Below are 13,669 nucleotides of genomic sequence, written 5' to 3' on the forward strand. Positions count from 1 at the left end.
CATGTAATTTTTTATACTGCCCTTTGAACCATTCTTTAACCAAATAGTCACTTATGATATGTGTTTTCATGTAAGTAAGTTGATATACCTATTTTCAGAAACATCAATAGTAGCCTTTTTTTTTAACAATTAAAATGTAATAAAAATGAAAAATGTAATTCTTTCAGCCATAGTTATGGTATTTGTAATAGTTTCAGGTACTGCACAAAGCAAAAAAACAGAAACTAAATTTTCAACTGAACAAATTGTAGCAAATTATTTAGCATTAAAAAATGCACTTGCAAAAGATGACACCAACGGAGCTGCTAAAGCTGGAAAAGCATTGTATGCGACTTTCAAAAGCGTAAATATAAAAACGATAGATCCAAAATCCAAAGCAGCATATCTTGATATAGCTGACGACGCCAAAGAGCATGCAGAACATATTGGGGCTAATGGTGGTAATATTGAGCATCAAAGAGAGCATTTTGCACTACTGAGTAAAGACGTAAATGATTTGATCAAAACTTTTGGAGCTGCAAAAACACTATACCAGGATTCTTGTCCGATGTATGATGGTGGAAAAGGAGCTATCTGGATTAGTGAAACAAAAGAGATAAAAAACCCTTACTATGGTTCCAAAATGCTTACCTGCGGATCAATGAAAAAACAATTGTAAAATGAAACGATTCATCAGAAAAATTCTTTTTATTGGGTTAATTATTTTTCTACTGATGCAATTGTATCAGCCTGCCCGAAATTCCGATTACGGGCAGGTTTTACCAATTCACATTTCGAGAGTCTATCCTATTCCCAAAAATGTACAAACGATTCTTCAGACTTCCTGTTATGATTGTCACAGCAACAACACGCAATATCCATGGTACTCCTACATACAGCCGGCACGTACTTTCATGGAGGGGCATATTACTAAGGGTAAAGAAAATTTGAATTTTAGCCAATGGGGAAGTTATTCCAAACGAAAACAGGAAAATAAATTAGACCGAATTGCCAAGCAGATAAAAGCCAACGAAATGCCTTTGGCTTCCTATACGCTTATCCATAAAAATGCAGTGCTGAATACTGTTCAGAAAGAACAGCTGCTCAATTGGATTGAAAAAGTAAGCGATAGTCTTGCACAAATAAATTAAATCTATGGTACATAAATTAATAGAATGGTCGCTGCGAAACCGTTATATCGTTTTACTATTATCGGCAGGAATATTTGTATGGGGTATCATCTCTATTCAAAAAAATCCTATTGATGCTATTCCCGATTTATCTGAAAATCAGGTAATCGTATTTACAGAATGGATGGGACGTGCTCCACAGCTCGTTGAAGACCAGATCACCTATCCCTTGGTTACCAACCTTCAGGGATTGCCCAAAATTAAATATGTAAGAGCTGCTTCCATGTTTGGTATGAGTTTTATCTATGTCATTTTTGAAGATGATGTTGATGTATACTGGGCAAGATCAAGAGTACTGGAAAGGCTCAGTACTATTAGCAGCACCTTGCCCAAAGGAGTTGCCCCGCAATTAGGACCCGATGGAACTGGGGTTGGGCATATACTCTGGTATACTTTGGAGGCACCCGGTATTGACCTTGGCGAACAAAGAGCCCTACAAGACTGGTACGTCAAGTTTGCGTTGCAAAATGTTCCCGGAGTGAGTGAAATTGCTTCGTTTGGAGGATTTCAAAAAGAATACCAGGTTACCATTGATCCAAACAAACTGCTATATTATAAGCTGTCTGTCCCAGAGGTTATAAGTGCTGTACGTGCCAATAATAATGAAAGCGGCGGAAGAAAATTCGACATGAGTGATATTGGCTACATCATTAAGACATCCGGTTATCTGAAATCCATCAAAGAGATTGAGGATATTCCACTGAAAAACCAAAATGGTATTCCTATAAAAGTAAGCGATATAGGAACTGTTCAGATGAGCGGGGAAACCCGATTGGGAATCTTTGATCATAATGGTACTGGCGAAGTCGTTGGCGGTATAGTAGTGATGCGTTATGGTGAAAACGCAGATGCTGTAATTGATAATGTAAAAGAAAAAATGAAGGAAGTTGCTAAAGGGCTTCCAAAGGGGGTAAAATTCAATATTGTATATGACCGGGGGCATCTGATTAAAGAATCTATTGATTCGGTGAAGCGTACCTTAATTGAAGAAATGCTTGTAGTGTCGCTTATCGTTATTATTTTTCTTTTTCACTGGCGTAGTGCACTGAGTATTATCATCCAGATACCAATTACAATTGCAGCAAGTTTCATACTGCTCAATGCCTTTGACATATCCTCCAATATTATGTCACTTACAGGTATAGCACTTGCCATTGGAGTAATAGTTGACAATGGTATTATTATGAGTGAAAATGCCTACCAGCATCTCTCACAAAGGTATGCACAATGGGAATCTGAACAAAAAAATGAAACAAACTCTGATGAAAAGAATTAAAAATATATTTCGCAAAAAACCACAATGGATATCCGAAGAGGAAAGGCTCAAAATAATTGAGAAAAGTAGCAAGCAGGTTTCACGTGGCGTATTCTTTGCCACTGTAATTATAATTACTTCTTTCTTACCTGTGTTTATGCTTACCGGACAGGAAGGAAAACTATTCCATCCTTTAGCCTATACAAAAACATTCATATTGATTGTGGATGCCCTCTTGGTACTTACATTAGCTCCGGTACTGATATCTTTTTTTATGAAAGGAAAATTCCGTCCAACCGATTCACATCCGGTAAATCGCTTTTTGGAAAGAGGTTATGAGCCAATTATACGCTGGGTTCTGAAATGGAGAAAAACAACTCTTGCAGTCAATATTCTTGCATTATTGATTTCTATACCATTATTGATGCGGCTGGGAACGGAGTTTATGCCTCCATTGGATGAGCAGAGTATTTTATTTATGCCTGTTACCCTTCCTGATGTATCTAATGGAGAAATCAAACGCATTTTGCAGGTCCAGGATAAAATAATCAAATCGGTTCCTGAAGTAGAAAGTGTTTTGGGAAAGGCAGGGCGAGCTAACACAGCTACGGATAATTCCCCAATGAGCATGATTGAAACCATTATCATGCTAAAACCAAAATCACAGTGGCGTGAAGGAATAGATAAAAAAGATATTATTAAGGAACTCGACACCAAACTCCAGATACCTGGTGTAGTAAACGGTTGGACACAGCCCATTATTAACCGAATCAATATGCTGGCAACAGGAATTCGTACCGATGTAGGAATTAAAGTCTACGGACAAAATCTCGACACCATTGCCCGTGTGTCTGAAAGGGTGAAAATGGCTTTAGAAGGAACTCCGGGAGTGTCTGATTTATTTGTAGATCCTATTACCGGAGGTAAATACCTTGATGTTGATGTTAATCGCCAGGAATTGGCCCGATATGGATTAACAGTAGATGATGTAAACCAAACGGTGGAATTTGCTTTAGGTGGTGCATCCATTGGTAATACTGTTGAAGGACGAAGACGTTTTTCAATAAGTGTGCGTATGGCGCAGGATTATAGAAATAGCGTGGAACGCATTAAACGCATTCCCTTACAGTCTCCAACCTTTGGAGAAGTACCTTTATCTGCCGTTGCTGATATTAAATTCGTAGATGGCCCGCCAATGATCAGTTCTGAAAATGCATTATTGCGTGGAGCTGTTATGTTCAATATACGGGATCGTGATATGGGAGGAACCGTACAGGAAGCCATGAAAAAATTGGAAAGCGCCAAAAACATACTTCCTGAAGGGTACTTTATAGAATGGAGCGGACAGTATGAGAACCTGATTAGCGGAGAAAAAACACTTAAAATCATTGCACCACTGGTATTGCTTATTATTTTCTTCGCCCTCTATTTTGCCTTTAATTCCCTTAGAGAAGCCTTTTTAAGCCTTATAACAGTTCCTTTTGCTTTAATTGGAGGTGCCTATATCATTTTTTTCTGGGATGTCAATCTATCAGTGGCGGTAGCGGTAGGTTTTATTGCCCTTTTTGGAATTGCCGTGGAAACCGGAATTGTGATGGTTATCTATCTCAATGATGCCATGGAGCAACTTATCAAGGCCAAAGGAAACTCAAGGGAAACCATCACTAAAGAAGATCTCAGGGAATATGTGGTACACGGCGCCGCAAAACGATTGCGCCCAAAGCTAATGACCGTCTGCGTTTCATTATTTGGCTTAGTACCTGTCCTGTGGTCCAATGGTGTTGGAATGGATGTAATGAAACCAATTGTTCTGCCTATGATTGGTGGAGTATTTACCTCTGCCGTACATATCTTATTAGTAACCCCGCTTATTTTCCTAATGTCCAAAGAATATGAACTAAGAAAATATGGCAAACTTGAAGTACATGATGTCAAACATTAAAATACTGGCAGTACTATTGCTTTTACTGCCATTACAGCTATTGAGCCAGACCAAACAGGTCTTGTCTCTCGATACAATCCTTCAAAGGATTGATAAAAAAAATGTGCTCCTGCAAAGCTATAGTTTAAAAGCAGAAGGATATAAATACAGTGCCGATGCCGCAACAGCATGGATGGCACCAATGGTGGGTGTGGGAACCTTTATGACCCCCTATCCTTTTCAGGAAGTTATGGATGACCGCGACAAAGGATCTTTAATGTTCAGAATTGAACAGGACATCCCCAATGTAGGAAAGCTAAACAAGAAGAAAAAATTCATCCAGTCCCAAGGAAACATTGAGAACGCTACCCGTGCCGTTACCCTTAACGAGTATAAAGCACAGGCCAAACAACTATATTACAGTTGGATGGTGGCCGAGCAGCGAATGAAAGTTTTGGATCAGAACGAAAAGATAATGCTGACCATGAAAAAGATTGAGGAAGTGCGCTATCCCTACAACCAATCGCAATTGGGTAATGTATACAAGATCGATGCAAGGATTGAAGAAAATAAAAATATGGTCCGCATGCAGGAAGGTGAAATCGCAAAAGCAAGAGCATGGCTCAACAGCTTGATGAACCAGCCCGGCAATGCTGATTTTGCCATAGACACGAGTATTATCCCCGTCTTTAACCCTGCTTTACACGACACCACAAGTCTTGCAGGAGTGCGTGGTGATATTAAGAAGATGGATGCAGGGATTGAATCGATGCAGCTCAGTATCGCAGCAATGAAAGCGGAAAAGAATCCCTCTTTTAAAATCCAGTTTGATCATATGAATTCTTTTGATAAAATGATGCCCAAAGCCTATTCGGTAATGGCAATGATGTCTATTCCTATTGCTCCCTGGTCATCAAAAATGTATAAATCAGATACCAAAGCAATGCAATATAATGTGCAGGCAATGGAGAAAGAGAAATCCGCCATGCTGCAGGAAACCCAAGGTATGTTATATGGTATGCAATATGAAATATTGACCATGCAAAAAAGGATTTTAGGACTCGAAACAAAAATAATCCCTTCTATGCAAAAGTCCCTGGATGTAAACTTTCTGAACTATCAGGAAAACAAACTGCAGATTCCTGTAGTAATTGACTCCTGGGAAGCTTTAAATATGCTGCAGAATAACTTATTAGATGAAAAATTAAAACTATATCAAATGATTGTCGATTATGAAAAAGAACTCTATCGCTAAGTTAGTCGCATTGTTATTCGTTTCGATATTATTATTGACAGCCTGTAACAAGAAAACCGAGCATAACAATAAGCCATCACATCAGCATGTTACAAATCAGGAATATACCTGTCCAATGCATCCCGAAGTTATTCAGGATAAGCCCGGCAGCTGTCCAATATGCGGTATGGAATTGGTTCCAAGACATACCCCTGGTACGGAAACAGCTATAGACAGCAGCCTGAAACACCTTTTAAAACCCGTCAACGAACAGGTCGTTTCTAATATATCTGTCATAAAACCTCAGGGAGGGACTAAAATATTCTCTCTGCAGGTGCAGGGAATTATTACCTACGATACCCGTGAGCAGACCAGCATTTCCAGCAGGGTAAGCGGAAGGATTGAGCGCCTGCTGATTAAGTACAATTACCAGCCCGTAAAAAAAGGACAGCTAATCATGGAAATCTATTCACCTGACCTCGCTGCCGCGCAAAGAGAATTGTTGTTTATTTATCAATCCGATGCAAACAATCCGATGCTGCAAAAAGCAAAAGAGAGACTGTATCTGTTAGGTATGCAGCAGAAACAAATACAACAGGTATTAAAGACAGGTAAAATTTCCTATCGCATTCCTGTTTACAGTAATGCTACCGGATACATCTTAGACAACACTGCAGCAGGAAACAGTTCTACGGCAGCTAAGGCGGCTTCGCCTCAAAGCACAGTGTCAGATGATGGCATGGGCGCTATGGGTTCAAGTGGCAATGCAGCATCAAATAGTAACACATCTACCCCTGCTGTCTCTGCTATTATGTTAAGAGAAGGGCAATATATCGGTGCAGGACAATCACTTTTTACAATCTATACCAATAAAAACCTTATCGCTGAATTTGCTTTTGATCCATCTGTATCACCCCAGGTTAAAAAAGGACAAAAACTGGTGTTTTATGAACCATCAGATAAGCAAACCGTATATACTGGTACTGTCGGACTAATTCAGCCCGTCTTTAAAGAGGGGACCAACTTTACTATAGCAAGGATTTATTTACAGGATAATAAATTTCAGACTGGAAAATTAGTAACTGCAGCCGTTCCTATTGTCAGTAAAGGCTGGTGGCTTCCGCAAAGTGCTGTTCTCAATCTAGGTAATAAATCCATCGTTTTCAAAAGAGAAAAGGACGTATTTGTTCCCAGAGAAGTTAAAACGAAAAACAATGCTGATGGAATGGTCCTAATAGATCAAGACATCAGTGATTGGGGTATTGCCAGCAATGCGGCCTATATGATAGACAGTGAGAGTTTTATCAAGATAGCTTCAGAAAATAAATTAAAAAATTAAGTCATGAACAGTAAATCAATAATTCGTACTATTTTGCTCATTGCAATGGTTTTTCCACTTCTATTTACAGCATGTGCCCAAAAAGAAGAAAAAAAAGTCAGTCAGGAAAAAGCTCAAACCTATACCTGCCCCATGCATCCGCAAATTGTAAAAGATGGCCCTGGCTCATGCCCAATCTGTGGAATGGATTTAGTGCCCTTCGAAAAAAATAACGCACAGGACTTTCTAACCTTGGGGCCAAGTCAGCAAGCACTAGCCAATTTGACTACAATAACAGCCGGAGAAAATGAATTTTCAAATTCGTCCCGTCTCAATGGACGTTTGGTTACTGACCCTGAGCAAACTATTTATATCTCAAGCCGAGTAGCAGGAAGGATTGAAGAATTGTATGTAAAAGAAACTGGTGTTCCCGTTCGAAAAGGCCAGCCTTTATACAGAATATATTCAGAGCAGCTATCAGCCCTGCAACAGGAGTACCTCATCGCCACAGCACAGGCCACAAGCTTTGCCGAGGATAAACGCTTTGCCCAAATAAAAAATGCTGCAAAACAAAAACTATTATTGTATGGGCAGTCCGAAGCCCAGCTTAATGAATTATTCAAAAAACAAAAAGCATCCCCTTATGTTGATTATTATTCTCCCAATTCAGGAATAGTTGCGGAACTTTCCATAACGGAAGGCCAATATGTAGCAGAAGGAGCCTCTATTATGAAACTAGAAGATTACAATCGTTTATGGGTCGAAGCTGATGTTTATCCAGCCGATGCAGGTAAAATTAAAACCGGCCAAAAGGTTAAAGTTATAGTCTCGGGTTATGAAGATCAGCCCCAAACAATGACCGTAGATTTTATAAATCCTGCCTTGCAGACAAGCAAGCAGATAATACAGTTGCGCGGTACTATTGCCAATCCAAACAATCAATGGCAGGCAGGTCAGCAGGCGATTGTTTTACTGCCTTCATCAGAACAGAAAATGAAATTGACCATACCTGTGGATGCTGTAATAAGAGATGGCAGCGGCACACATGTGTGGATTGAAATTGGAAAAGGCAAATATCAGCCTAGAATGGTGGCGATTGGTTCGGAAACATTCGATGAAGTCGAAATTACTACGGGCTTAAAAAAAGGTGATGTCGTTGTTGCATCTGGCGCCTATCTTCTGTACAGTGAATTTATATTAAAGAAGGGCAAAAACCCAATGTCAGGAATGAAAATGTAATAACCAATCTCACAACAGACAATGAAAAAAATAATCAAAATAGGAATCCCAATAGTATCGATCTTCTTACTTATTGCCTGCGGTAATAATGAAAACAAAAAGCAAGAGAATCCTAAGGATAGTGAAACTTCTGTCCCAATTTCAAAGGAAGCCGAAATCAGGATAAATGATGATGTCTTAAACGCGATATACAACCAATATGCACATTTAACAGTAGCCCTTACCCAAGATAATCTCGCGGAAGCAAAGCTGGCGGGCAATGCGATTGAAGCGGGAGCACGGGAAATCAGCAACAACAGTAATCTTGCAGCAAGCGCTGCAGCAATCGTTTCAGCTCCTGATATCGAAAAGCAGCGGGCTGCTTATTCTAAACTAAGTAATGAAATGGTTGCCTTGCTAAAAAAAGCTGGAATGGCTGAGGCTGAGCTATACGTGGAATATTGTCCAATGGCTTTTGACAATAAAGGGGCCGTATGGATTAGTTCTACCAAAGAAGTGCTTAATCCTTACTTTGGAGAAAAAATGCTCAAGTGTGGTGAGGTGAAAGAAACAATTAAATAATTAATCTAAATATATAAATATTTGTAATTATTTTCCAGTGTTTAACAATAGGCTGTTCCAGCTGATGAACAACAAGTCATTTTAAGTAAATTAAAATTACAGGTTTACTAAAAAAAAAACACTAACTTTCTATATATTAAGTAAATAACGCTTCTAATCTGTAAAAAAAACTCATGACACACACCTATACAATATCGGGAATGACTTGCGATGGATGTCGTACCAAAGTAGAAAAAACATTAAATATGGTCGAGGGAGTAAAGGCAACTGTTACTTTAGATCCTCCATTGGCAACCATTACAATGGAAAAACATATTGCGACCGAGCAACTGCAGGAAGCATTGACTGCGGTTGGAAAGTACACCATTGAAATGACCCACACGACTCATTCGCAAGAAAAAACAGCTGAGAAATCATGCTGTAGTACTGCTAACGATCGTGATCATAAAAAGTTAGCTGTTCTTCATAATGCTGCGGGTGGAAAATACTATTGCCCGATGCATTGTGAAGGCGATAAAATGTATGATAAACCGGGAGATTGTCCTGTATGCGGAATGCATTTGGTACAAGAACCAGCCGCTGTTCAGGTTCAGCAATACACATGCTCTATGCATCCGGAAATTATAACCAATGCGCCAGGATCATGTCCTATTTGCGGGATGGATCTAGTACCAATGGAACCAAGCGAAAGCGAAGAACAAAGGATTTATAAGGGTTTGGTTAAGAAAATGAAAATAGCGGTTGTATTTACAGTTCCTATTTTCGCCATTGCCATGATAGAAATGGCACACAACAATCCTCTACTCGGGCTAATGGATGCGGCTAAATGGAATTGGGTACAGCTTATTTTATCACTCCCTGTTGTCTTTTATGCCTGCTGGGTGTTTTTTGTACGAGCATGGAAATCAATAATCACATGGAATTTAAATATGTTTACCCTTATCGGAATTGGTACAGGAGTGGCATTTTTATTTAGTTTAGTTGGAATGTTTTTTCCAGACATTTTTCCAAGTGAGTTTAAGACCGAGCACGGAACAGTACTATTATACTTCGAGGCTACAACAGTTATTCTAACTTTGGTTTTGTTAGGACAATTGCTTGAAGCCAGGGCGCATAGTCAAACCAGTGGTGCTATAAAAGAATTATTAAAATTGGCTCCTACCGAAGCTACTTTGGTAATTGATGGAGGTGATAAAGTAATCTCAATCCATGATATAAAAAAAGGTGATTTATTACGGGTAAAACCCGGAGATAAAATTCCTGTGGATGGGAAAATAACCGATGGTGAAAGTACAATAGACGAATCGATGATTACCGGTGAACCAATTCCTGTAGATAAAAAAACAGGCGATATGGTGTCTTCAGGAACTATAAACGGAAACAAATCATTTATAATGATTGCCGAAAAAGTTGGGTCGGAAACCTTGCTTTCGCAAATTATACAAATGGTTAATAATGCAAGCCGTTCCAGAGCACCAATTCAAAAACTAGCTGATAGTATTGCTAAATATTTTGTACCAATTGTTGTTGTAATTTCCATTCTTACCTTTTTCATTTGGGCAAAATTTGGTCCCGAACCGGCATTGGTCTATGGGTTTATAAATGCCATTGCGGTATTAATTATTGCCTGTCCTTGTGCTTTAGGATTGGCAACGCCCATGTCTGTAATGGTAGGAGTTGGAAAAGGTGCTCAATCGGGAATTCTGATAAAAAATGCTGAAGCTTTAGAAAAAATGGATAAGGTAAATGTTCTGATTACTGATAAAACAGGAACAATTACAGAAGGGAAACCTTCGGTAGAAAAAATTGTTGCATTACAATATTCAGAAGATGAACTGCTGCAATACATTGCGTCTTTAAATCAGTATAGCGAACATCCTTTGGCACAAGCAGTAGTAAAATTTGCCAAAGCGAAAAATGTCTCTTTAACGAAAGTCGATGATTTTGAAAATATTGCAGGAAAAGGAGTTATTGGAACTGCTATTGATAAAAAGATCGCATTAGGGAATAAAAAATTAATGGAGCAAGTAGGCGCAGCTATTTCTGCCACAATTGAAGAGAAAATTATTGCCGAACAAAAATTAGGAAAAACAGTTTCTTATATCGCTGTAGATAAGAACGTAGTGGGATTTGTAACGATAACCGATGCTATAAAAGAAACCAGTGCTGCCGCTATAAAAGAATTAATGCGTCAAGGAGTTGAAGTAATCATGCTTACGGGAGATAATGTAAATACTGCCAAAGCTGTTGCCGACGAGTTGCATTTAACCTCTTTCCAGGCAGGTTGTTTACCAGAAGACAAATTAAAAGTAATAGAGAAATTACAAGCTGAAGGAAAAGTTGTTGCTATGGCAGGAGATGGTATAAACGATGCGCCAGCTTTGGCACAATCGGACATTGGCATTGCGATGGGAACAGGAACAGATGTTGCGATCGAAAGTGCCAAGATTACTTTGGTAAAAGGAGATTTGCAAGGAATTGTAAAAGCAAAAAATCTGAGCCACGCTGTAATGAGCAACATCAAGCAAAACCTATTCTTTGCTTTTATATATAATGTCTTAGGTGTACCAGTTGCTGCGGGAGTTTTATATCCGTTTTTCGGAATATTACTTTCTCCTATGATTGCTGCCCTGGCAATGAGTTTTAGCTCGGTATCTGTTATTGTCAATGCATTGCGATTGAGAAGCTTAAAACTCTAAAGAATAATAATTTATTATAAAAACAAATGACCAATCTAGGACAAATTATTCTTCAGTATAAAAACGATAACGAAAGTGTCTACAATACCTGGTTTATAGATAACAACCAACGGTTAAAGGCATTTAGGACTATAAGACGAGGTGTTTTACAAGTCATTGAGGATATTAAAAAGAAAACCTTTCCTAATGATTTTAAAGAAAGCAGCTTAGAATTTGTTCTGAGTTGCATTGCTGAACAAAAACAAGTCTTTGCAGGGGTTTCCCATCCGTTTTATTGGAAACCCAAATTGCGCATCCCCGATATCTATGAAAATCAAAACAATAAATTGGCTTTTGGTCAATTCCTTGAAAATTGTATTAATGCCAAGTCTGAAGAACAGGTTGTAAAAGAAATCATAAAACTCGATGAATTAAAAATTAAAGGATTAGGACCTGCGGTTGCCAGTATTTTATATTTCATACACCCAACCTGGTTCCCGCCATTCAACACTGCTATTCTCAATGGTTTTAATTTTCTTTTTAAAGACAAAAAAAAATTGGGAAGCTGGACAGAATATCTTAAAATAAGGGAAACTTTGATGGAAACTAACACTTTGCATAAATCTCAACTGTCAAATGATTTGGGTGCCATTGCAGGATTGTGTTTTGAAATTGGAACCCAGAAAATGCTAATCGGTAACGATGAATACTTAAGCGAGGCAGAACGTTCAAAATTCGAAAAAAACGTACACAAGCGTCAAAGAGAAATACTCGAAGAAAAACTGGAGGAAAATCTGCATAGTGAGATGCAATACCATCTGCTAAAAATAGGTATTTCTCTAGGTTTCGATGTTACCCCGGCAAGCAATGATAAAAACAAATCATTTAATGGACAAAATTTCTCATTTATTTCACTGGTAAAATTCCCTGAGTTGCCTACTGACAAGGACACTCAAAATACCATCAGGCTTATTGATGTGCTCTGGTTTGAAAAAGGCACAAATAAAATTATAGGAGCCTTTGAAGTGGAAAAGAGCACTAGTATCTACTCCGGCATACTGCGCTTGTCTGACCTATACTTCAGCATATCAAGCGGTCAAGAAGTTTTTTATATTATTATTCCAAACAACCGCGAAAAAGATGTAGTTCTGCAATTAAATAGGCCCGTTATAAAAAACTCTAAAATGAATATAAAATATATCCTGTTCTCTGAACTAAGGGCCAATTGTGATGCGATTTGCAAGTTTGGAACAGACCATTCAATAATGGAAAAAATATCAAAATCAATTTAAAATTAAAAATTATGAAAAAAATACTTCTACTGAGCTTCATCACGATACAATCATTATCAATTTCTGCACAAGAAAAAGTTCAAATAAAGCTTACTCCTGCAAGTCCTTCAGCATCATTTCAGCAAGAAATCGGAAGTTCAACAATTAAAATGGCCTATAGCAGGCCCCTAGTAAGAGAACGTAAAATATTTGGCGAGTTGGTGCCCTTTGGTAAACTATGGCGAACAGGTGCCAGTGACTGTACGACCATCAGTACTAATGAGGATATTACCTTTGGAAATAATATTTTAAAAACAGGGACTTACTCTATATTTTCAATTCCTTCAGAAAATGAGTGGACTATCATTATCAATAGTGATATAACTTTACATGGTGAAACCGGTTATGATGAAAAAAAAGACATTCTGCGTTTTACCGTTCCCACAGAAAAAACGCCTAATTTTTACGAAACTTTTACTATCGAATTAAACGATATCAATAGTAAAGGGGAAGGTTTCCTTAAAATAGAATGGGAAAATACCATGGTTAAAATACCAATGAAAAGCAAAGCTGACAAAGAAATATTGGCCCTAATTGACCAAAATATCATCAAAGAGAAAAGCCACGATGCCAATTTATTATTTCAGGCTGCAAATTATTATTCCTCTACCAATCGAGATACTAATCAGGCGATAGCCTGGCTACTTGAAGCTGAAAAATTAGATCCTGAAAATTTTTATTATCCCAGCCTGAGACAAAAACTATCGGCAGGACAGAAAGATTATCCAAACGCTATTGAAGCTGCAAAAAAAGCGTTAGTCATTGCGGAGCAGAAAAAAATGAAAAGTGCAGAAAAATTAAAAAAACAAATTATCGAGTGGGAATTATTACTTAAAGGCAAATAAATAATAAACTATTACTGTATCACATTGAGAAATACAAGTGCGGAAAAAATCCCAGCGATTTAAGCAAATACTATAGTAATATTAGACTTGTTTGTTGGGAAATCTATTAAACTGAATA

At 38.1% G+C, this 13,669-nt stretch carries 11 protein-coding genes; all 11 read left to right on the forward strand.

The genetic code is table 11. The features are described 5' to 3' along the window. Nucleotides 1-145 precede the first annotated feature (145 nt). The 11 genes from ACZ0AH_RS17550 to ACZ0AH_RS17600 all read left to right on the forward strand — a co-directional run bounded on the left by ACZ0AH_RS17550 (nucleotide 146) and on the right by ACZ0AH_RS17600 (nucleotide 13,551). Nucleotides 146-658: a DUF3347 domain-containing protein gene (locus ACZ0AH_RS17550; protein ID WP_463477079.1), complete on the forward strand. Its 513-nt coding sequence runs from the start codon at nucleotides 146-148 to the stop codon at nucleotides 656-658. 1 nt (nucleotide 659) lies between these two features. Continuing rightward, nucleotides 660-1,130, forward strand: coding sequence for a heme-binding domain-containing protein (locus tag ACZ0AH_RS17555; protein WP_347051860.1), 471 nt, complete (start codon nucleotides 660-662; stop codon nucleotides 1,128-1,130). Between the two features lie 4 nt (nucleotides 1,131-1,134). After that, nucleotides 1,135-2,445 carry an efflux RND transporter permease subunit gene (locus tag ACZ0AH_RS17560; RefSeq protein WP_089055911.1) on the forward strand — a complete coding sequence of 437 codons (1,311 nt, stop codon included), beginning with the start codon at nucleotides 1,135-1,137 and terminating at the stop codon, nucleotides 2,443-2,445. Continuing rightward, nucleotides 2,417-4,366 carry an efflux RND transporter permease subunit gene (locus tag ACZ0AH_RS17565; RefSeq protein WP_463477080.1) on the forward strand — a complete coding sequence of 650 codons (1,950 nt, stop codon included), beginning with the start codon at nucleotides 2,417-2,419 and terminating at the stop codon, nucleotides 4,364-4,366. The genes ACZ0AH_RS17560 and ACZ0AH_RS17565 overlap by 29 nt, the downstream gene beginning before the upstream one ends. Further along, nucleotides 4,350-5,600: a TolC family protein gene (locus ACZ0AH_RS17570; RefSeq protein WP_463477081.1), complete on the forward strand. Its 1,251-nt coding sequence runs from the start codon at nucleotides 4,350-4,352 to the stop codon at nucleotides 5,598-5,600. The genes ACZ0AH_RS17565 and ACZ0AH_RS17570 overlap by 17 nt, the downstream gene beginning before the upstream one ends. Then, nucleotides 5,578-6,918: an efflux RND transporter periplasmic adaptor subunit gene (locus tag ACZ0AH_RS17575; protein ID WP_463477082.1), complete on the forward strand. Its 1,341-nt coding sequence runs from the start codon at nucleotides 5,578-5,580 to the stop codon at nucleotides 6,916-6,918. Before ACZ0AH_RS17570 ends, ACZ0AH_RS17575 begins: the two co-directional genes overlap by 23 nt. Nucleotides 6,919-6,921: 3 nt before the next feature. Further along, nucleotides 6,922-8,136: an efflux RND transporter periplasmic adaptor subunit gene (locus ACZ0AH_RS17580; protein ID WP_463477083.1), complete on the forward strand. Its 1,215-nt coding sequence runs from the start codon at nucleotides 6,922-6,924 to the stop codon at nucleotides 8,134-8,136. 21 nt (nucleotides 8,137-8,157) lie between these two features. Continuing rightward, nucleotides 8,158-8,697 (forward strand): DUF3347 domain-containing protein, encoded by a 540-nt coding sequence (locus tag ACZ0AH_RS17585; RefSeq protein ID WP_463477084.1) that lies wholly within the window; start codon nucleotides 8,158-8,160, stop codon nucleotides 8,695-8,697. A gap of 173 nt (nucleotides 8,698-8,870) precedes the next feature. Further along, entirely contained in the window at nucleotides 8,871-11,396 is a 2,526-nt protein-coding gene (locus ACZ0AH_RS17590; protein WP_463477085.1) for a heavy metal translocating P-type ATPase, read from the forward strand. A gap of 26 nt (nucleotides 11,397-11,422) precedes the next feature. Then, on the forward strand, nucleotides 11,423-12,667 hold the full coding sequence (locus ACZ0AH_RS17595; protein WP_463477086.1) for a hypothetical protein: 1,245 nt from the start codon (nucleotides 11,423-11,425) through the stop codon (nucleotides 12,665-12,667). A gap of 11 nt (nucleotides 12,668-12,678) precedes the next feature. Continuing rightward, nucleotides 12,679-13,551, forward strand: coding sequence for a DUF2911 domain-containing protein (locus tag ACZ0AH_RS17600; protein ID WP_463477087.1), 873 nt, complete (start codon nucleotides 12,679-12,681; stop codon nucleotides 13,549-13,551). Nucleotides 13,552-13,669 lie beyond the last annotated feature (118 nt).

The sequence above is a fragment of the Flavobacterium sp. AC105 genome (assembly GCF_979258495.1).

Excerpts from the sequence above, each read along its gene's own strand:
- ACZ0AH_RS17585 (WP_463477084.1), top strand. The coding sequence starts at position 8,158 with ATGAAAAAAATAATCAAAATAGGAATCCCAATAGTATCGATCTTCTTA.
- ACZ0AH_RS17590 (WP_463477085.1), top strand. The coding sequence starts at position 8,871 with ATGACACACACCTATACAATATCGGGAATGACTTGCGATGGATGTCGT.
- ACZ0AH_RS17550 (WP_463477079.1), top strand. The coding sequence starts at position 146 with ATGAAAAATGTAATTCTTTCAGCCATAGTTATGGTATTTGTAATAGTT.
- ACZ0AH_RS17580 (WP_463477083.1), top strand. The coding sequence starts at position 6,922 with ATGAACAGTAAATCAATAATTCGTACTATTTTGCTCATTGCAATGGTT.
- ACZ0AH_RS17560 (WP_089055911.1), top strand. The coding sequence starts at position 1,135 with ATGGTACATAAATTAATAGAATGGTCGCTGCGAAACCGTTATATCGTT.
- ACZ0AH_RS17565 (WP_463477080.1), top strand. The coding sequence starts at position 2,417 with ATGAAACAAACTCTGATGAAAAGAATTAAAAATATATTTCGCAAAAAA.
- ACZ0AH_RS17600 (WP_463477087.1), top strand. The coding sequence starts at position 12,679 with ATGAAAAAAATACTTCTACTGAGCTTCATCACGATACAATCATTATCA.
- ACZ0AH_RS17570 (WP_463477081.1), top strand. The coding sequence starts at position 4,350 with ATGATGTCAAACATTAAAATACTGGCAGTACTATTGCTTTTACTGCCA.
- ACZ0AH_RS17555 (WP_347051860.1), top strand. The coding sequence starts at position 660 with ATGAAACGATTCATCAGAAAAATTCTTTTTATTGGGTTAATTATTTTT.
- ACZ0AH_RS17575 (WP_463477082.1), top strand. The coding sequence starts at position 5,578 with ATGAAAAAGAACTCTATCGCTAAGTTAGTCGCATTGTTATTCGTTTCG.
- ACZ0AH_RS17595 (WP_463477086.1), top strand. The coding sequence starts at position 11,423 with ATGACCAATCTAGGACAAATTATTCTTCAGTATAAAAACGATAACGAA.